Source organism: Thainema salinarum CENA647 (genome assembly GCF_057732415.1).
Genome location: NZ_JBYJZJ010000015.1, coordinates 1,006,315 through 1,024,899 on the forward strand (window position 1 = coordinate 1,006,315; position 18,585 = coordinate 1,024,899).

General features: G+C 52.7%; 17 protein-coding genes and 1 pseudogene. 12 read left to right on the plus strand and 6 right to left on the minus strand.

Annotated elements, in window-relative coordinates:
- Window positions 1-21 precede the first annotated feature (21 nt).
- The 3 genes and pseudogenes from AC286M_RS06335 (at window position 22) to istB (ending at window position 3,288) form a co-directional block, all read left to right on the plus strand.
- Window positions 22-882 carry an SMP-30/gluconolactonase/LRE family protein gene (locus AC286M_RS06335; RefSeq protein WP_488203568.1) on the plus strand — a complete coding sequence of 287 codons (861 nt, stop codon included), beginning with the start codon at window positions 22-24 and terminating at the stop codon, window positions 880-882.
- Window positions 883-1,049: 167 nt separating this feature from the next.
- Window positions 1,050-2,111: pseudogene (gene istA / locus AC286M_RS06340) on the plus strand (IS21 family transposase); the annotation flags it as partial.
- A 379-nt stretch (window positions 2,112-2,490) separates the two neighbouring features.
- A complete protein-coding gene (gene istB / locus AC286M_RS06345) occupies window positions 2,491-3,288 on the plus strand; it encodes an IS21-like element helper ATPase IstB (RefSeq protein WP_488203569.1) in 798 nt (265 codons plus the stop codon).
- 62 nt (window positions 3,289-3,350) lie between these two features.
- Here istB and AC286M_RS06350 read toward each other — a convergent pair whose 3' ends face one another.
- The gene (locus AC286M_RS06350) at window positions 3,351-3,752 is read right to left on the minus strand and encodes a hypothetical protein (RefSeq protein WP_488203570.1); all 402 of its coding nucleotides are present in this window, start codon (window positions 3,750-3,752) and stop codon (window positions 3,351-3,353) included.
- Between AC286M_RS06350 and AC286M_RS06355 the strand changes: the two genes are divergently transcribed.
- Genes AC286M_RS06355 through AC286M_RS06370 form a run of 4 tightly spaced genes read left to right on the plus strand, consistent with a single transcriptional unit; the run spans window position 3,751 to window position 6,538 of the window.
- On the plus strand, window positions 3,751-5,175 hold the full coding sequence (locus tag AC286M_RS06355) for a DUF1254 domain-containing protein (RefSeq protein ID WP_488203571.1): 1,425 nt from the start codon (window positions 3,751-3,753) through the stop codon (window positions 5,173-5,175). The genes AC286M_RS06350 and AC286M_RS06355 overlap by 2 nt on opposite strands.
- Window positions 5,176-5,190: 15 nt before the next feature.
- Entirely contained in the window at window positions 5,191-5,946 is a 756-nt protein-coding gene (locus AC286M_RS06360; protein ID WP_488203572.1) for a sulfatase-like hydrolase/transferase, read from the plus strand.
- On the plus strand, window positions 5,928-6,284 hold the full coding sequence (locus AC286M_RS06365; RefSeq protein ID WP_488203573.1) for a hypothetical protein: 357 nt from the start codon (window positions 5,928-5,930) through the stop codon (window positions 6,282-6,284). The genes AC286M_RS06360 and AC286M_RS06365 overlap by 19 nt, the downstream gene beginning before the upstream one ends.
- 8 nt (window positions 6,285-6,292) lie before the next feature.
- Window positions 6,293-6,538: a hypothetical protein gene (locus tag AC286M_RS06370; protein ID WP_488203574.1), complete on the plus strand. Its 246-nt coding sequence runs from the start codon at window positions 6,293-6,295 to the stop codon at window positions 6,536-6,538.
- A 273-nt stretch (window positions 6,539-6,811) separates the two neighbouring features.
- Here AC286M_RS06370 and AC286M_RS06375 read toward each other — a convergent pair whose 3' ends face one another.
- The 4 genes from AC286M_RS06375 to AC286M_RS06390 all read right to left on the minus strand — a co-directional run bounded on the left by AC286M_RS06375 (window position 6,812) and on the right by AC286M_RS06390 (window position 10,723).
- Window positions 6,812-8,194: a calcium-binding protein gene (locus tag AC286M_RS06375; RefSeq protein ID WP_488203575.1), complete on the minus strand. Its 1,383-nt coding sequence runs from the start codon at window positions 8,192-8,194 to the stop codon at window positions 6,812-6,814.
- Window positions 8,195-8,340: 146 nt separating this feature from the next.
- On the minus strand, window positions 8,341-9,021 hold the full coding sequence (locus AC286M_RS06380) for an SH3 domain-containing protein (RefSeq protein ID WP_488203576.1): 681 nt from the start codon (window positions 9,019-9,021) through the stop codon (window positions 8,341-8,343).
- Between the two features lie 315 nt (window positions 9,022-9,336).
- Entirely contained in the window at window positions 9,337-9,549 is a 213-nt protein-coding gene (locus tag AC286M_RS06385) for a DUF4278 domain-containing protein (RefSeq protein ID WP_488203577.1), read from the minus strand.
- A gap of 949 nt (window positions 9,550-10,498) precedes the next feature.
- Entirely contained in the window at window positions 10,499-10,723 is a 225-nt protein-coding gene (locus AC286M_RS06390) for a hypothetical protein (protein WP_488203578.1), read from the minus strand.
- 272 nt (window positions 10,724-10,995) lie between these two features.
- On the opposite strand from AC286M_RS06390, the gene AC286M_RS06395 reads away from it, so the two are divergent.
- The 3 genes from AC286M_RS06395 (at window position 10,996) to AC286M_RS06405 (ending at window position 13,116) form a co-directional block, all read left to right on the plus strand.
- Complete coding sequence (locus tag AC286M_RS06395; RefSeq protein WP_488203579.1) at window positions 10,996-12,213, plus strand: IS256 family transposase; 1,218 nt, start codon at window positions 10,996-10,998, stop codon at window positions 12,211-12,213.
- Window positions 12,214-12,439: 226 nt separating this feature from the next.
- Complete coding sequence (locus tag AC286M_RS06400; protein ID WP_488202718.1) at window positions 12,440-12,616, plus strand: DUF4278 domain-containing protein; 177 nt, start codon at window positions 12,440-12,442, stop codon at window positions 12,614-12,616.
- A gap of 287 nt (window positions 12,617-12,903) precedes the next feature.
- On the plus strand, window positions 12,904-13,116 hold the full coding sequence (locus tag AC286M_RS06405; RefSeq protein ID WP_488202719.1) for a hypothetical protein: 213 nt from the start codon (window positions 12,904-12,906) through the stop codon (window positions 13,114-13,116).
- Between the two features lie 19 nt (window positions 13,117-13,135).
- On the opposite strand, the gene AC286M_RS06410 is transcribed toward AC286M_RS06405, so the two are convergent.
- On the minus strand, window positions 13,136-13,693 hold the full coding sequence (locus AC286M_RS06410; RefSeq protein ID WP_488202720.1) for a hypothetical protein: 558 nt from the start codon (window positions 13,691-13,693) through the stop codon (window positions 13,136-13,138).
- A gap of 388 nt (window positions 13,694-14,081) precedes the next feature.
- Here AC286M_RS06410 and recD2 point away from each other — a divergent pair, with 388 nt between their 5' ends.
- Together recD2 and AC286M_RS06420 are read left to right on the plus strand one after the other, a co-directional pair.
- On the plus strand, window positions 14,082-16,328 hold the full coding sequence (recD2, locus tag AC286M_RS06415) for an SF1B family DNA helicase RecD2 (RefSeq protein ID WP_488202722.1): 2,247 nt from the start codon (window positions 14,082-14,084) through the stop codon (window positions 16,326-16,328).
- 1,135 nt (window positions 16,329-17,463) lie between these two features.
- Window positions 17,464-18,546 carry a PDDEXK nuclease domain-containing protein gene (locus AC286M_RS06420; protein WP_488202723.1) on the plus strand — a complete coding sequence of 361 codons (1,083 nt, stop codon included), beginning with the start codon at window positions 17,464-17,466 and terminating at the stop codon, window positions 18,544-18,546.
- The last annotated feature ends 39 nt before the right edge of the window (window positions 18,547-18,585 follow it).

Genomic DNA, 18,585 nt, shown 5'->3' on the forward strand with positions numbered 1-18,585 from the left:
AAAAACCTGGAGGAAATTCCTATGACCTACCAACCTAAGACCCTGGCGGCGGCGACCACGGGCCTCAAGTTCACCGAAAGCCCCCGTTGGTATAACGACAAGCTGTGGTTCCTCGACATCCACGACAAGCGCATCAAAACGGTGGATCTGGCTGGCACGGTGACCACGGCGGTGGATTTGCCCTTTTTGCCCAATGCCTTTGGGTTTACCCCCGATGGCACGATGATCGTGGGCGATGCGTTTCAGCGCCAGATTTACCGGGTGGAGGGCACGACTCTGGAGCCCTTGGCCGACCTCAGCACCCTCACCACATTCTGCCTGAGCGATGGCATTGTGGATGCCCAGGGTCGCCTCTACGTGGGGGATATCGGCTATGACTTTGTGGATCCCACGGCGAAACCCGTCGATACCTGCGTGATCGCCCTGGTCACTCCCGATGGCCAGGCCTCGGTAGTGGCCGACAACCTGTCCTTCCCCAATGGCATGGTGATTACGCCGGACGGGAGCACGCTCATTGTCGGTGAAACCCTCGGCCAGCGCCTCACCGCTTTTGACATTCAGCCAGATGGCTCCCTCCGCAACCGCCATGTGTGGGCGCAGTTGTCCCCCACCGTTGGCCCCGATGGCATCTGTCTTGATGCTGAAGGGGGCGTGTGGTGTGCCAACCCCGAGGGCGAAGACAGTGTGGTGCGGGTCGTTGCTGGGGGCGAGATTACCGATCGCATTCGAGTCGATACCCATGCCTATGCAGTGATGCTGGGTGGGCCAGAGCGCAAGCACCTCTTCATCTGCACCTCCGGCTCCCACGATCCGGCGGAAATTCACCAACACCCCAGCGCTAGCTACCAGGTGGTGGAGGTGGCTGTTATTAGACGACAATGACATAGGCGGGTGAGACCTGCCGACGACAGTTACACAGCCGGGTAGAGAGCACCATTTTTTATCACCTGTTCCAGTTGTCGTCATAGAAAAAGACACTAGAGGCATCTCCCAAGAATGTGGGGAAGCCACCAGTGCCCAAACAAACTATTCAAAGTTATCAAATCAAAGTGTATAAGAAAGCGCGAGAGCTCGGCCTAACGCAGAGTGATGCAGCTGCGATTGCCGACTTTTCAGACCGAACCGGTCAACGAATTGAAGCAGGGACGCATCAACCCAATCGAGGTCGCTTGCGGGATTGGCGCACCAGCGCCGACCCGTTAGCTGGGGTATGGGAAGACGAATTGGAACCGATGTTGCGGCGTGAGCCAAGACTGAAGCCAATGACGTTGTTCGAGTACTTACAAGAGCGCTATCCGGGTCAATATCCGCAAGTGCTGCGCACCCTGCAACGGCGAGTGAAAACGTGGAAAGCATTGTATGGTGAAGCACCGGAAGTGATGTTTGAACTACGCCACGAGCCTGGGGTGATGGGCATCTCCGACTTCACGGAACTCAAAGGCGTTGAGATTACGATTAACGGTCAACCGTTTGAGCATCTGCTCTACCACTACCGCTTGGCCTATAGCGGTTGGCGCTATGCCCAAGTGATTCAAGGGGGCGAGAGCTTTATCGCTTTATCGGAAGGGTTGCAGAATGCGCTGTTTGCCAGTGGTGGAGCCCCCAAAGAGCATCGCACCGATAGCCTGAGCGCCGCCTATCGCAATACCGGTGGCACAGGTCGCAAACCGTTGACTCGCCTGTATGATGACCTGTGCCACCACTACCGTCTAGAACCGACGCGCAATAACAAAGGGATTGCTCACGAGAATGGCGCGATTGAGTCTCCGCATGGCCATCTGAAAAACCGCATCACCCAAGCGTTGTATCTGCGGGGCAGCCATGACTTTGAGAATGTGGCCGCCTATCAAGCGTTCATTGCGGCTTCGGTTGATAAGCTCAATCAGCAGCACCAAGCCAAGTTTACCGAAGAGCAGAAGCATTTACAGCCCCTGCCCAATCATCGGGTGGCTGATTATGAAGTCCTCACCGCCCGCGTGAGCACGCGCAGCACCATTGACGTGCGCTGCATCCTCTACACGGTGCCCTCCCGGTTAATTGGTCGTCAGCTCGAACTGCATCTGTATCATGACCGCATCTGTGGCTACCTGGAGCGCCAGTTGGTGGTGGAACTGCCACGGGTGCGCGTGACGGCCAACGATAAACGGCGCGCCCGGTGCGTCAACTATCGCCATGTTATCGAAGGTCTCAGGCGCAAACCCCGCGCCTTCCTCTACTGCACATGGCAGCACGACTTATTGCCCAATGACCACTATCGCTCTCTATGGCACCAACTGGAGACGTCTTTTGACCGCGATTCTGCCGCTCGGTTAATGGTTGAAGCACTCTACATTGCGGCTACGCAAAACCGAGAAGCGGCAGTGGCTCAGTATCTAGACGCGCAATTAGCCGCTGGCACAGTAACGCTGAGCGCGCTGCGTCAACACTTTCAACTCCTGAGCGAGTCCGTCCTGCCGAACATCCAGGTGCAACAACATAACCTCCAAGACTATGACCAACTCCTCCGAGCCGACGCCACCGATCAGTCCTTACCAGAGCCTGAGTCTGCACCTCAAACAACTGCGGCTTTCTCACATGCTCCAGCATTGGGAAAGCCTCGAACATCAAGCCATGCAAGACCAGTGGTCTTACGCTCAATTCTTGCTGGCACTGTGCGAATTGGAGGTGGAGCGGCGCTGGAGCCTGCGCCTCCAACGCGCCCTACAAGAGGCCCAACTGCCCCCGGCCAAAACGGTTTCCAACTTTGAGTGGGACCATCTTCCCCAGCTCAATCCGGCTCCTTTGATGCAACTGACCACCGACACCCGCTGGTTGGAGCGAGCCGAAAACTGTTTGATCTTTGGCCCCTCTGGCGTGGGTAAAACCCATCTAGCAACTGCGATCGCTCGCGCCATTGTGGAACTGGGCAAGCGGGCTAAGTTCTTTGCCGCAACCACCTTGGTTCAGCAGTTGCAGCAGGCTAAATTACAACTGCAACTGCCCGCTTTGCTCAAGAAACTCGACCGCTTTGACTTGCTGGTGATTGATGATCTCGGCTATGTCAAAAAGTCAGAAGCCGAAACTTCTGTCCTCTTTGAGTTGATTGCTCATCGCTATGAGCGGCGTAGTCTGCTCATTACCGCGAACCAGCCCTTCAGTCAGTGGGACGCTGTCTTTGCCGACACCATGATGACCGTTGCCGCTGTCGACCGGCTGGTTCATCATGCTCTGATTGTTGAAATGCAGGCCGATAGCTATCGCAAACGGTCGGCCGCGACGCGCTCCGCTCACGCTTCATCTCAGGCTTAATCCTCATTTGGTCAGCGATCATAGCTGTCGTGACAGCTATGATCGATTATTCATTCCGTTATTCATCGGCAACGGTTCAACTGACGGATTCGCCTATCTAGCTGTCGCGTCACGCCAAAAGCTTGACATTTGATAACATGAGCGGAGACAAGGTGGTTGCCGATGGGATGGCCCAGGTGACAGCGGTCATGACTGAACGGGTGAAAGCGTTCCAGGTGGGGAAGATACAACGCCGACATTTCCTGAACACCCATACATTTAGCCGTCAAACGGATAACGAGGCCAAGGGGCAAATCTATGTCCTTTTGGTTACAAGCCAGGACGGAGGTTTGCCATCCATAGTGTTGACGGGCCATTACGAATTCACAGTGGTCAAGCAGGGGAGTACTTGGCAATTCAGTCGCTGGATTGCCCGTGCGGATCAGGGCCTCGACTAACAAGCCGTAAGGAAGGAGAGAAATCATGGATGTGCAGAACGGAGCGGAGCCACACGGTTGGCTCAACACCGAAGCGCTGAAGACTCGCGTCGGCGAGTTCGAGTTTAAGAACGGCTACCCCACCGACGACACCGCGCAGCGCCTGCGCGATTTGCAGGTGCTCAACCGGGCGGTTGAGGTCTACCTTGCGCAGATGATGCCAGTGAGCGAGATCGGGTGGCGCGAAGCCATGCGGGCGTTCGGCTCGACCAAGCCGACGCAGGTGGTGATTTGGGAAAACCTAATGGATGCCAAGACGGTGCTGCTGACGGGAAACACTGAGACTGTCTACGCCGTGAGCCATCTCGCACTACACATCGACGGGCCCACGGTGGTCGAGGCACCGCCCCGGATGCTTGGCTTTCTGTCGGACGGTTTACAGCGCTACCTCGCGGACATTGGACCGCTGGGCAAAGACCAGGGCAAGGGCGGAAAATACGTCGTCCTGCCGCCCGGCTTCAAGGGCAGCGCACCAGAGGGATATTTCGCCGTGCAGTCCCCCACCTACTCTGTGTCCTTGGCTTTGCGGGGCTTCCAAGTTGAGGGCAAAACCGATCAGGCCGTGAGCCTGATGAAGCAGATCAAGATTTATCCGCTCGACAAGGCTGCGGCTCAGCCCGCAATGGAGTTCATGAACGGGTCCGGCAAGGACATCGACGCGGTGTTCCCGGACAACTTCCGTTATTTCGAGCTGCTCGCCATGCTGGTCAACGAGGAGCCGCTGGAGATTTTCGGCCCTCTGGAACGTTCGATGATGCAGGCCATCGGTATCGAGAAAGGCAAGCCTTTCCAACCGGATGCCCGGACGAAAGCGCTGTTGTCCGAGGCGGCGCAGTTGGGCGGAGCCATGGCAAGAGCCAACACCTACGCATCGCGATCCGGCCCCTTCTATCCGGATCGGAACTGGGAGGGTGTGCCGAGTGGCATGACTTACACGTTCGAGAAAGACGGCGTCCCGCAGGTCGATGCCAAGAACTACGTCTATTACATGGCCTGGGGCAACTCGCCTGCACTGATGGAGAAGATTGTCGGTCAGGGTTCGCAATACCTCTGGACCTATCGTGACGCCAACGGCAACTACCTCGACGGTACCCAGAACTATCGTTTGCACATCCTGCCCGACATCCCCGCGAAGAATTTCTGGTCGGTCGTCGTGTACGACACCCTCAGCCGATCGATGTTGCAGAACGGGCAGCCGTTCCCCTCAGTCAGCAGCTACACCAAACCTCTGGTCAACGCGGATGGCTCCATTGACATCTTCTTCGGCCCCCAAGAACCCAAGGAAAAGGGGAACTGGATCCGGACGGTGCCAGGTAAGGGCTGGTTTCCGTTCTTCCGCTTCTATGGTGCGACCGAGGCCTATTTCGACCGGACGTGGAAGCTCGAGAACATCGTAGCGGTGAGGCAATAAGATGCAGAACAAGTCGTGAACGGATGGGATGCGGTTCGGCCAGCGGCCGTTAGCCGTTACGGTCAAGGAAAAACAGAAGCTAACAAGACAGAAGCCAACAAGGAGGCAGAAACCATGGTGAAAGATAATCAAGCAGCAGGCCCCTACAACATCGTATTCATCCTGACGGATCAGGAGCGCCATTTCCGTCCGGATGAACTCCCCAAAGACTATCGCCTGCCGGCCCACGAGCGGCTAGCGCAGAACGGTATCGTGTTCGAAAACCACCGCATCAACTCCTGCGTGTGCACCTCCTCGCGCTCGGTGATCTACACCGGCCGCCACATCCAGCAGACCCGGATGTTCGACAATGCGAACTTCCCCTGGTCCAACAACCTGCCGTCCGACATCAAGACGCTTGGCCACCATCTCCGCGAGGCTGGCTACTACACCACCTACAAGGGCAAATGGCACCTCACCCGCGAGTTTGAGACCGAAAACACCCTTGAAGCACCGACGAAAATCTTCACCCAGGAGATGGAGTCCTACGGCTTTTCCGATTACCTTGGGATTGGCGACATCATCGCGCACACCCAGGGTGGCTACCTGCACGATAGCATGATCGCCGCCGCCGCGAGCTGGCTACGCGGCAAGGCCTCGGAACTGGCGCAGCAGCAACAGCCGTGGTTCCTGGCGGTGAATCTGGTCAACCCCCACGATGTGATGTTCTACGACACGGACGAGCCGGGACAGCCGATGCATGCCAAGTCGGGGTGCCGCAACGCTGGGTAGTGGTCTGTAGTGAACAGCGCCGTCAGAGTGACCTCAAGCAACTGGATAAGCAACTGGATAAGCAGGCTCACAAAGACCAAAAGCAGCTCCGTCAGTTGCGGCAGCAAACCTTTGCCTGTGCCGCCGATGCGCAGCAAGCCGCCCAACGGTTGGCAGACAAGTGGCCACTGCACCAGCTTGCAGCGGTTACCGTAGAACAGCAGGCGCACTATGACCAAGCAGGACGTCCCGCTCAAGGCCAGGCTCCCTCATACTACAGCTTTCGTCTCCAGGCCGAAGTGGTCCCGTCGCCATCGGCAATTGCCCTCTCTCAGCGACGGGCCGGCGGTTTATCTTAGCCACCAATGTGCTCGCGGCAACCGACTTCACGGCCAGTCAAGTCCTCGCCACCTACAAAGATCAGCAGTCTCCAGAAAGGGGCTTCCGCTTCCTCAAAGACCCCTTGTTCTTTACCAGCAGTGTGTTTCTCAAGACCCCGACGCGGGTGGCGGCGCTCGCCTTCGTCATGGGCCTCGCTTTGATGGTTTATACCTTGGCCCAACGCCAATCGCGGCAAGCACTGGCCGCACAAGGCGAAACGATTCCCAATTAACTCGGTAAACCGACTGCCAAACCCACACTGCGATGGGTCTTCTTGTGTTTTCAGTCCGTGCATTTACTCCACTGGGAACAGCGCTCACAGATTTCTAACTTGACCGATACACGAGCCAAAATTCTCGGCTTCCTTGGGAGCACCTTGTCAAAAATGCTATTTCCTCTGCTGATAACCTGCGAAATGTAGGATATATGAAAACAGTCGTCATAATGCAATTTATGCCGATTGTTCTGCGTGTCAACGTTGAGTCACTGGCGGTTGCTTCCCATGTCAAACCAGAACAATGTCTGTATTGGTATTGAATGAAGCGGGTTTGTTGGCCAGTACGGCAAACTGAATGGCGGCAACTGAGCCATCCCCATCTGGATCGTAGAACAAGTCGCCGGTTGTGCTGTTATAGCGGAACCCGTCCTGTCGGGTGGCTCCCTGACCCAAGAGGAAAGCGGGAATATGAATCTTGTCCCCTTGGGCTGAGTTAAAGTCTCGAACGGTATCGACTCCGTCAAGGTCATAGCTGAGGGCAAATATATCGGCACCCCAACCGCCTAACAGCGTGTCAGAGCCTACCCCACCCACCAGTTCATCGTTACCCGCACCGCCGATGAGGTTATCGCTTCCATCCCCTCCTAAAAGACTGTCATCTCCGGCATCACCGATTAAAGTGTCATTACCAGAGTTGCCCCAAAGGGTGTCCTGATCAGCGCCACCGACAACCGTATCATCGCCATTGCCTCCCGAGAGCCAATCATCACCACCATAACCATTGAGGTAATCATTGCCGTCGTTGCCATAGAGAGAATTGGCAGAGGAATTCCCGTAAATAGTATTGTTGAGGCTATTGCCAACACCGCTCCTTGCAGTACCTGTTAACGTGAGATTCTCGACCTGATCTGGAAGAGAAAAATTAACAGAGCTGATGACGATGTCTGTTCCCTGATTCAAGCGTTCGCTAATGAAGTCAGCTGTCGAGTCGACATAGTACGTATCGTTGCCGGCTCCGCCGTACATCGTATCGTTGCCGATACCACCATAGAGGTAATCATTGCCGACGAGACCATACAAGATGTCGTCGCCATTGCCCCCATTGAGGGTGTCATTCCCGGCATCTCCAATCAGGTAATCATTACCATATCCCTCGCCCCCAAAGAGGTAATCATCGCCCTCACCACCGAATAAGAAATCATCGCCATTGCCCCCGTTGAGGCTATCATTCCCCCCACCACCATAGAGATAGTCGCTGTGATTGCCACCATCGAGCGTATCGTTGCCGTCAAAGCCATAGAGGTAGTCACTGCCGTCATACCCATAGAGGGCATTGGCAAGATGATTGCCTCGAAGGGTGTTGTTGAGACTGTTCCCGAGCCCGCTATAAGCACTGCCCGTTAGCGTGAGATTTTCAATGTGATTTCTGAGGCTAAAGTTGATCGAGCTGATCACCGTATCGGTGCCCTCATTCCAGTATTCAATTGTCTGGTCGCCGCTGGAGTCCACAAAGTAGGTGTCATCGCCTGGCCCGCCATACATCGTGTCATTGCCAGGGCCACCATCGATACTGTCATTGCCACTGCCAGCGTAATAGATGTCGTTCCCTGTTGTGCCTTTGAAAGGATACTTCAATTCATCATGATTCGGAGTCCCGTAGAACGTCGCCATAGGTTTCTCTAGAGTGGATCAAAATTTCAACGTGAATTTCAGATGGTCCTGATGAGTGACTTGACATCTTCCCCTGACACCTCGTTTGCACAAGGAGACGGATCAGGACAAATCGCAATGCACCCCGTCAACGGATTTGGCCAAGCTCAAAAGAGGATAAAATCACTGCGAATCCAGCCGACCGCTTGTGAGCGAGGAAAGCGCACCTGACACCAGCTCAACTCACTATCGGGCTGATCCGTATCCTGGAGACACTGGAGCAACTGAACTTGATCACCTGGAATGCCATATCCCACAGCGGCTGAATGAATCGTGGCCTGACGGCGTAGATTGATGCGGGCATTGGGATCACTGGCTCGGAGTGTAACCATGCCGCTGCTGCCGGATGGGCGATTAGCAATGGGGGCATGATCAGGGCCTGGAATGCCAGCCGTGTCCCAGTACACGTAAATCCGCTCACTCGCCGTCTGAAAGATTAAGCCGCGCTCGGCCAAGCCAGCCTGACGATAGGCGGCATTGCCATTTTGGTCAACGTAGTTTCCGGGTTGGTTGCCGACGGGCATGAGGTCGTAGCGACGACCATTGGAGAGCTGAATGCCGACGATCCCCTGTCGCTGAGAGAAGGTACAGGCCGTTACTTCAGAGACCTGCGCTGAACCGAGAGGATAGAGATCGCAACGGGCATCAACCGTATCGGCCTGGGCGACAACTGGAAGTGTAGCGGCAGCGAACGCTGTAATGGCAGAGCTAAAGACAACTCGAATGTTCATAAACTCGTTCTTCAAAAAGAGACGTAATGCGGCCTCGGCACCGATGGATGGCATCATCACATCGGTTTCCGTCTATGAGATGCGAGGCCAGTATGGGAGACTTCACAGCGATGGCCGCTGTTTACGTACTGACCGATAACCCTGTTGACGTGAACTACCTTGAAAAAGTTACGAGCGTTCGAAGGAAAAGGTGCAACTCAGTCGGTACGGGAATCAAGCTGCGATCGCAACCGTTCTGAGGTCATCTCAAGCCCGTAGATCAGAAACCAATGTGCGATCGCAACGGGCTAACTAAGCAAGAAAAAACACCCATGCGAGGATGGGTGCTGATTTCACCATGTAAACAACAAATTTGACCTAAAAGTGCCGGGATTAAGCCTCGTGTAGAGCCAAAGCTACATAACGCTTGCCCATAAACCGCATGGTTTGCGAGTTGGGGCTTTCAAGCGTAGTGTCTTTGAATCGATATTGCGTGGTGGTCGTGGATATGCCGCGATAGGTCATCCCAACGGTTTGTTCCGCAACGATGGTGGGGAGAGTTGCAGCAGCAGATGAGTAAGCGTGGCCACGATAGGTGAGTTGCATAGTGGGGGCTCCTGAAATGAAATCAAAGGGGTAACTGTCCGTTGATGCCTATCGTCCAAGACTGACCTGAACCTCCTCTGAGCGTGTTCTGAAATTCACTTAAGGGGTTGATGAGAAACCTGAGTGCCATTTTCAGCCAAAACTCAGATTGGATGAACCCGTCAGCCGCTGCGACTCAATCGGGCGAAAAGATGAACTTTGGTATCAGGTATCAGCATTTGATGACGATAGGAGTATGCTAATAACAAGAGGTGAATACTTCTTCCCTCGGTTTGAACAATTCAGTTCACGTTAAATAGGAGGTTTGCTATCGATTTAACGACTGAATCTGATCCGCCAAAAACAGCAGCACTCTACATCGTTGTTGATCAGTCCTCGACTAATCGATAAGAGAGCTCTGCGATAGATACCCAGAGACGCAACAAGCAAAAACGACGGTATCGAGGCATCTCTACACAGTATCAATCATGTGAGGAAGTCCCTTGACTGAAGAAACTGAGTGCTGTGAGCAATGATTTACGTTTAATCTCTGTGGGTCTAATTCCCCGTGGCTTGCCACGTTAGTGGTAGCGCGGGAGTGCGTCCCGAAGGGCAAATTCCGTAATGCCCCGTCCGCTTGCGGCGGGGATAGGAATTTGAGCGCCCCGCGAGATTTACCTTTTCAGTGAATAAATACTAGAAAACGCCTTGGCTTGATCTTCATAGCCAAGGTGTTTTCTATTGGAGCTATTTCTAATGGGTGATAGATGCAAATCGTAGTGCAGGAACGGCATTATACTTGCCCACGAATCGCATCTTGCTCTGTTGTGCTAACGCTGATCGCTGATCTGCGATCGCAGCATACCACCTTTGTTCGGCATGAAACAGAAAATCCCCGGCGCTTGGCCGGGGAAAGGGTGCTATCGCGTGTCATAGGAGCAGAAACAGCGTAGACCCAAGCTCGAAAAGGCTATTCAGTTACCTGTACAGGGTTGCTCAACGCCTGATGAGGAGCGGTTTCTGCATTTGCAACAGCAGCCAGGCCCCCGATCAATAAAGTGAAGAACAGCAGTGCCATCAACATCGAGAAGACTCGCTCTCCAGCCGTCATTTGGCTCCAGGGCTTGCTATCTACAGTACTGCCGCGGCTAGCACCCGTTGCAAAGCCGCATCCGCCAAAACCACCACAACTCATATGCTCTCCTTTGTTTAACTTTCAACTGGTTTAACCGTATCCAGAGATGCCTGCTAATGGAGCATAAGCATCGTTATGAATGTGGTTATCGAGGCCAATAGTGCTGGGTTGTATGCCTGAGATGGGAGTGGGCAATTGACGTGACCGTGCGAGAGCTAAGGGCAAGAAAGCCCCAGCTCTTGCCGGGGCTGAACCTGAGGGATTGTAAATTAGATTGTGTCAAAGGTCAGAGATGAGATCTAATGAACTATTGAACCTAAGAGACTCGTACTATGACTTTTCGACCTGAACTCCTGGATGAATTGCTTAAAGGCTATCAGAATCCCGAAGACCTGCTGGGGGATGGAGGGATTCTTAAGCAGCTCACGGCGGCTTTGGTGGAACGCTGCTTGAATGCGGAAATGAAAACCCATCTGGACGAGCAACAGGCGGAGCCTGAAAGCGACGTCAAGCCAACTCGTAACCGCCGCAACGGCCACAGCAAGAAGACCATCAAAGGGGAGTTTGGAGAGGCTCAAATCAATGTTCCCCGTGACCGCAACAGTGAGTTTGAACCCATCATCGTCAAGAAGGGGCAGACCCGCTTCGAGGGCTTTGATGACAAGATCTTGTCCCTCTATGCCAGGGGCATGAGTACCCGTGACATTCAGGCTCAACTGCAAGAGCTGTATGGCGTTGAGGTCTCAGCCGGGCTGATTTCGAACGTCACGGATGCGGTTGAAACGGAGCGTAAAATTTGGCAAAATCGCGCGCTCGACCCGGTTTATCCTATCGTCTATTTTGATGCCATCGTGGTCAAAGTCCGACAAGACGGGCGGGTGACGGGCAAAGCGATTCACCTGGCGCTTGGGGTTAACTTGTCTGGCACCAAAGAACTCTTGGGGATATGGATGACCCAGAACGAGTCTGCCAAATTTTGGCTTCAAGTGCTAACAGAGCTGCAAAATAGAGGGCTCAAAGACATCTTTATCGCCTGCTGTGATGGGCTCACTGGCTTTCCGGATGCCATTGAAGCGGTCTTTCCTCAAACCCAGGTGCAGTTGTGCATTGTCCATATGGTGCGAAATTCACTCCGCTATGTGTCCTACAAAGACCGCAAGGCGGTTGCAGCAGACCTCAAGCTGATTTACACGGCCAGCACTGAGACGGAAGCAGAGCAGCACTTAGTGGAGTTTGCCCAGAAGTGGGACAAGCAATATCCGACCATTAGCAGGTCTTGGCTCAATCATTGGCAGCGGATTATTCCCTTCTTTGCTTTTCCACCGGAGATTCGTAAAGCCATCTATACCACCAATGCGATTGAATCGATGAATATGACTCTTAGAAAGGTGATTAAAAACCACCGAGCTTTTCCAACCGATGAATCTGCCTTAAAAGTTATCTACTTGGCAATTCAAAATATTGCCCAAAAGTGGACGATGCCCATTCGCGACTGGAAACCCGCTCTCAACCGCTTCGCGATTGAATTCAGCGATCGCTTTCCAACTTGAGTTTTTACCTTTGACACAATCTATTTGACATACCCGAACCTGAACCGTTGCAGTTTTACGCTTCATACCCTCAACGTCATAAATCCTTTCGGTCTTGCACTCCTGCTAAATGACCAAGCTCACCTCGATGGGTGCGGCACATCACCCAACTGAGCCTGAAATGCTCAAGAGTGGGCCTGAATCCCTTTTATAGACAAAGCCCCCTTACATTTCAGGAATCAAGCCAATGACTCTCTCCTACCTCGGCCAGTCTTACACCATGCCCCAAATTGAAATCGGCAACCTAGAAACCGTTGAACGCTCTGGCCTGTATCGCGGTGTGGCCTATCGATTCACTCAGAAATCTGCTCAACGGCGTGAAACGGCACGGCTTCGCTATCGTGGCGTAGACTATCAGCGCTAATCCTTCTCTCCTGCTCCCTCCGACAATACTCTCCTCCTGTTAGCCTGATCTCAAAGATCAGGCTTTTTATTTAGTCGCTGGGGAGTTGCGATCGCAACTTGTATTCCGTGAGCCTTCACTGGCTTAGTTCAACCTGAAAAGCTACTGGCTCAAATTGCCATCCAGATATAAATGTAGAGCCTCCCAATCGCTCGACAGTCTCAATCACTACCCTTCTTCAGTTTCATAACACAGGCAGGGCATTATCCAGAGGGTGTCGCATCGGGAGTTGCTGGGAGCTGAACCTGTTGGAACAGGAAACAATAAACCAAAGGCAAATTGATGGTTATGAACAAACGCTTTATGCAATCAAGCTTTTTAATAATCGCAGCGGAGTTGGTATACAGCAGGAAACTCAATGGGTTCAATGTTCTATCCAAGAGCCATTTGTCGCTGTTGAAGATACCGAAAGGGGAATAGCGCGTGTTGAGCAAGCTCGCAGTGAGAAAGTTTGGGGATAGACTTATCGTGTCCGTTTCTTTAGGGTGAACCACGGAACACTCGATAACCTAAAACACTGTTTACCCGTTGATGGCGTCCCTCTCCAGATTTGTCGGGAACTATTACATCCAATTCTAAAAAGCGTATATTGGGCACATCGTCCCTATCTAGCGTGAGCTCATAAACTTGAAATCCGTTGCGATCTACTCTTAATGCATTGGTTGCATTGGTCTCTAGATTTACCCGTTCCGTAACTCCTAGCGCGGAATCATAGCCAGTCAACTGTATAAAGAATCGGTCACCTGTCAGAACGCGCAGATGTACTCTGACAGAAATGGAAGAGGCATCGTTAGGGTTAAATTCATACGGGATTGGACACCTCAACTTTCTATGTTCTGTTTGTGCATCATTCTGCCAGCCTGACTGAGGACTACTTAAATAGAGACCATTGGGACGACTGTCAGTATCAAAATCTTCTGCCGTTAGCGGAGTACACATAGAAGCCGGGTAGAACATTTCTGTACTGGCTTGTGCTTGTCTAGGTAAATTCGTCAGCGGCAAAATTGCACAACATATAAGTAAAGTAATTCGCTTCATAGACACTGATAAACTCCATCGTCCTGCTCGCAATCTTGTTTTGAAGATTAAGTAGGTCGAGTGTAGACACCATCTATTAACCGTCGCATTACCTCTAAGGGTGCTTTTCATTAATCGTGCGATTGCAACTCCACCCCATGACCAAGTTCACCTCAGCCTGGTCTTCGTGCTTGGGCTTTTTAGTTGGTAAGGTGAGATCGCACCTTACCGATCTGCTCAAATGATCGTCCAGATGATGATTCATCGTTGTTCCGTTCATTCGTGTTGCTTTTGTTTTACTTGGTTAAAGTGACACGAACAAATTGGCGAAATGGAAAATGAGATCGCACTCTCGACCTATCCGTTCTCTCCTTCAGCTACCCCGCTATGATTGAGCAAGCCCCCCCTTATGACTCTCCTGCTCCCAATGACTGCTGCCGATCTGCCCGCCCTGATTCATCTGCATGGCGTTGTCGAACGCCTCACCTTCCATGCTGATGACACCGGCTATACCGTCGCTCGCCTCAACGTCACCAGCGAACCCGAGCTGATTACCATTGTCGGCACCTTCGCCCATATCGAACCCGGCCAAACCCTCAAGCTGTTCGGCTTCTGGCGCGAGCATCCCAAATACGGCAGCCAATTCCAAGTCAAACACTACCAGGAAACCAAACCCGCTACCCTCACGGGCATTGAAAAGTACCTGGGCAGCGGCTTAATCAAAGGCGTTGGCCCCGTCACCGCTCGCCGCATCGTCAATCACTTTGGCCTAGAAACGCTGGATGTAATTGAACAGGATATCCAGCGACTGATTGAAGTGCCCGGCATTGCGCGCAAACGGATTGAGCTGATTCAAGCCGCCTGGATCGAACAGCAGGCCATCAAAGAGGTGATGCTGTTCCTGCAAGGTCACGGTGTCTCCACCACCTATGCCGTCAAAATCTACAAAACCTATGGCAACGATGCCATCGCTGTCGTCACTCATAACCCCTATCGCCTCGCCACCGATGTCTACGGCATTGGCTTTGTCACCGCCGATGCAATTGCCCGTAACCTGGGCATTGCCCCCAACTCCGAATTCCGCTACCGAGCGGGACTAGTCCATGTCCTGAGTGAAGCCGCTGACCAAGGCCACTGCTATCTGCCCAAAGCTGAACTGGTGCAGACAGCCATGAAGCGGCTCACGATTGAGGATCATCAGCCCCATCCCGAAGTCTTAGACCCGCTGATTGAGCAGATGGCCAGCGAGCAAGAGCTGATCCTGCATCATCATGACGAGCAAGCCTGCTGCTACAAACCCGCCTTCTACGCCGCCGAGCAACACCTGGCCCAGCAGATGCAGCTGCTCCTCTCGCACCCCGTAGCAGTCGATGTAGCCCGCGTCCAGCGCTGGATTCAGCGCGTCATTGACACCACGGGTCTGCCCCTCTCCCTGGAACAACAGCAGGCTGTGGAGATGGCCGCTAGCCAACGGGTGCTGATTTTGACCGGCGGCCCCGGCTGCGGCAAAACCTTCACCACCCGCACCATCGTCGCCCTCTGGAAAGCAATGGGAAAACGTCTACTGCTGGCGGCTCCCACCGGACGAGCCGCCCAGCGCCTGAGTGAGATGACCGGCAAAGAGGCTAAAACCATTCACCGCCTCTTGGAATTTGACCCCAGCCACCTGAGCTTTCAGCGACATGAAGCCAATCCGCTCGAAACCGATGCCGTCGTAATTGATGAAGCCTCCATGCTGGATCTATTTTTGGCCAATGCCTTGCTCAAAGCCATTCCAGCCCAGGCTCACTTACTGCTGGTAGGCGATATCGACCAGCTGCCCAGCGTTGGCCCCGGTAATGTGCTGCGCGATCTGATCGACTCCGGCTGCATTCCCGTGGTGCGACTGACGCAGGTATTTCGGCAGGCTCAGGCCAGTCAGATTGTCGTCAATGCCCACCGAATTAACCACGGCGACTTTCCTCAGCTCGAATCAGTGTCTCCCCGACCCCGTAGCGACTGCCTGTGGCTCGGAGCACCGGAACCCGAACCCGGCATCCAAGGCATGAAAGATCTAATCCAGGAGCTGATTCCGACATTAGGCTTCAATCCCGTCCGCGATGTGCAAGTCCTCTGTCCCTCCCGCCGGGGAACGATGGGTACCCGCAATCTGAATCAAGTGCTGCAAACCTGGTTGAATCCGGCTCATCCCCAAACCGCTGAGCTGAATCGCGGCAGTCAAATCCTGCGGGTGGGCGATCGGGTGTTGCAGCAGGTGAATGACTATGAGCGAGATGTCTTCAATGGCGACTTAGGCACCGTTGTCGAGATTGATGCCGAGGAGCAGGCGGTCACGGTGCAGTATGACCAGCGGTGGGTCACCTATGACGCAGCCGATTTAAATGAACTGACCTTAGCCTGGGCAGTCACCATTCATAAATCGCAAGGCAGCGAATATCCAGTAGTAATTCTGCCGCTGTTTACGCAGCACTACCTGATGCTGACCCGTAACTTGCTCTATACCGGACTCACCCGCGCCAAGCAATTAGCCATCATTGTGGGCCCCAAGAAAGCGGTTGCGATTTCAGTCGGACAGGTGCGCGATCGCCAGCGATATACGCTGCTAGACTGGCGCATCAAAGCTACATTTCCGAGTATCAGTTGTGATAATCTGTGATGTCCTAAAAAATGACAACAACGGCATCCAGACTGGCAGCGCTGAGTGATTTCCTGCATGAGTTGAGACTAGCTAGAGTGCTGCAAATGCGCAGAAAAGCCCTCTACCGTTAAAAGTTTAGGAAATATCAATAACCGAGTTGGATGCCGTTAGTTGGATGTGAAACAGATTCAATCGGAAATCGATACTGACCTCCTTTAATTAAGCAATTGAATTGTTCCTTGAACAAGGAGTTTTTTAGCTCCTTGCTAATAGACTACCCCGTTGATGCTGGGGATTCCGCAGAGTGGATACCAAAGTTTACGATCCCGGATGCAGGCAGATGGTTCATCTTACCTTGAGCAGGTAATGCGATCGCAGAGGTGGGCCATTCTAAGAGGGGGGGGATGCCCAACTGTTGCGTACTTATTCGTGTTCTCTTTATAGCAACTTATTAAAGTAACACGAATAAGTACGCAAACACGAACCTGGCTCTTTGTAGCACTCAACAATAAAAAGTGCCCACCACGTGGAATCAGCATGGTTGATATATCTGGGTTAATGGCACTGAAATCTGTTGCTTGAAAACGTAGTGTAATTTTTAGTGTAATTATCAACTAGCATTAACTACTGCCAATAATCGGGTTCTGTTATGCATATCCAAATTCATCATTCGTCTTGATCCATACATCAACGAGGATCGAAGACGGCAAGCAGTTGGGAACCTGCTGAAAGCGCTGTAGATACTCCGCTACCTCACCGCGGCTTTCAGGTTCTCATAAGGTTGGAGATTAAGCCATGCTGAACAGGGAAGATGGCTGAGCAATATATCGTTTGCCGCAAAATCGCATGGTGCGCCAGTTGGGAGTCTTCAGCGGCTGAATTTGGAACTAATAGTGCTTTGTTGTAGTGGGAACACCGTGATAGGTGCTAGGAAGTTTTTGCTAGCGATAATGATGGACAAGATTCGGATGCGTTGTAGTAAACTTGGCCTCGATGCGTAAGTTGTAGGGTGGGACTCTTGTGCTGGTGATGAGTTTAGTGTCTTGCTGGGAGTGAGAGCACACTACTGAATCACATGGAGCACACACTTGCGCAAACGTAATTGCTCCTAACTCCATCATCTAATTAGACTGACGAACAACACTGTTGCTGTATGCCAACCTCTCCCTCTCTGTTTCCTGAAGAAGAAAACTACGCTGCCTTTTTGAGTGACCTGAAGACGCGCATCCGTCAGGCGCAGATTAAAGCCGCGCTGGCTGTCAATCGCGAGCTTGTGTTACTTTACTGGCACATTGGTCAGGATATCCTCCAACGACAGCAACAACAGAGTTGGGGGAGCAAAGTCATTGACCGTCTGGCCAAGGATCTGAAGCGAGAGTTTCCCGATATGAAAGGATTCTCCCCTCGCAACCTGAAATATATGCGGGCATTTGCTGAAGCGTATCCGGACGAACAAATTATGCAACAGCTTGTTGCACAAATTCCCTGGGGGCACAATGTTCGTCTGCTCGATCAGGTCAAAGACCCGCAGGCGCGATTGTGGTATGTTCAGCAAACGCTCCAAAATGGCTGGAGCCGCAATATTTTGGAGATGCAGATCGAGACGGGACTGTATGAGCGCCAAGGCGAAGCCATTACCAATTTTGAGCGAACTTTGCCACCTGAGCGCTCCGACCTCAGCCGCCAGATCCTAAGAGACCCCTACAATTTTTCGTTCTTAACTTTGGATGCAGCTGCTCAAGAACGGGACTTGGAGCGTGCTTTAGTTGAGCGGATACGTGATTTCTTGCTAGAGCTGGGTGTTGGGTTTGCATTTGTCGGCAGTCAGTATCGTCTTGATGTGGAGGGTGACGAGTATTTCATTGACTTGTTGCTCTATCATCTGAAGCTGCACTGCTATGTCGTAATTGACCTGAAGATGACAGAATTTAAACCCGAATATGCTGGCAAGATGAACTTCTATGTCACTGCAGTGAACCGATTACTGCGAGACGAACGTGATGATTCCACGATTGGAATTGTTCTCTGTCGCTCAAAAAAACGCACGGTGGTAGAGTTTGCGCTGGAAACGGTTCAAAATCCCATTGGTGTTTCGACCTACAAACTACGGGAAGAACTACCACCCACATTGCGAGATCGGCTTCCTTCAGCAGAACAGTTGGAAGTGGAATTGGAGACAGCCATTCAAGAAATTGAAGCTCAGATTTCTACTAATACGACTGAGACCATTGATTGAGCCTGTTTAGTCCAATCCGTTTACCCGTATGGTTGATAA

Bases quoted from the DNA above. Each gene is read 5' to 3' on its own strand.
- AC286M_RS06335 (WP_488203568.1), top strand. From the start codon at position 22: ATGACCTACCAACCTAAGACCCTGGCGGCGGCGACCACGGGCCTCAAG.
- istB (WP_488203569.1), top strand. From the start codon at position 2,491: ATGACCAACTCCTCCGAGCCGACGCCACCGATCAGTCCTTACCAGAGC.
- AC286M_RS06355 (WP_488203571.1), top strand. From the start codon at position 3,751: ATGGATGTGCAGAACGGAGCGGAGCCACACGGTTGGCTCAACACCGAA.
- AC286M_RS06350 (WP_488203570.1), bottom strand. From the start codon at position 3,752: ATGATTTCTCTCCTTCCTTACGGCTTGTTAGTCGAGGCCCTGATCCGC.
- AC286M_RS06375 (WP_488203575.1), bottom strand. From the start codon at position 8,194: ATGGCGACGTTCTACGGGACTCCGAATCATGATGAATTGAAGTATCCT.
- AC286M_RS06380 (WP_488203576.1), bottom strand. From the start codon at position 9,021: ATGATGCCATCCATCGGTGCCGAGGCCGCATTACGTCTCTTTTTGAAG.
- AC286M_RS06385 (WP_488203577.1), bottom strand. From the start codon at position 9,549: ATGCAACTCACCTATCGTGGCCACGCTTACTCATCTGCTGCTGCAACT.
- AC286M_RS06390 (WP_488203578.1), bottom strand. From the start codon at position 10,723: ATGAGTTGTGGTGGTTTTGGCGGATGCGGCTTTGCAACGGGTGCTAGC.
- AC286M_RS06395 (WP_488203579.1), top strand. From the start codon at position 10,996: ATGACTTTTCGACCTGAACTCCTGGATGAATTGCTTAAAGGCTATCAG.
- AC286M_RS06400 (WP_488202718.1), top strand. From the start codon at position 12,440: ATGACTCTCTCCTACCTCGGCCAGTCTTACACCATGCCCCAAATTGAA.
- AC286M_RS06410 (WP_488202720.1), bottom strand. From the start codon at position 13,693: ATGAAGCGAATTACTTTACTTATATGTTGTGCAATTTTGCCGCTGACG.
- recD2 (WP_488202722.1), top strand. From the start codon at position 14,082: ATGACTCTCCTGCTCCCAATGACTGCTGCCGATCTGCCCGCCCTGATT.
- AC286M_RS06420 (WP_488202723.1), top strand. From the start codon at position 17,464: ATGCCAACCTCTCCCTCTCTGTTTCCTGAAGAAGAAAACTACGCTGCC.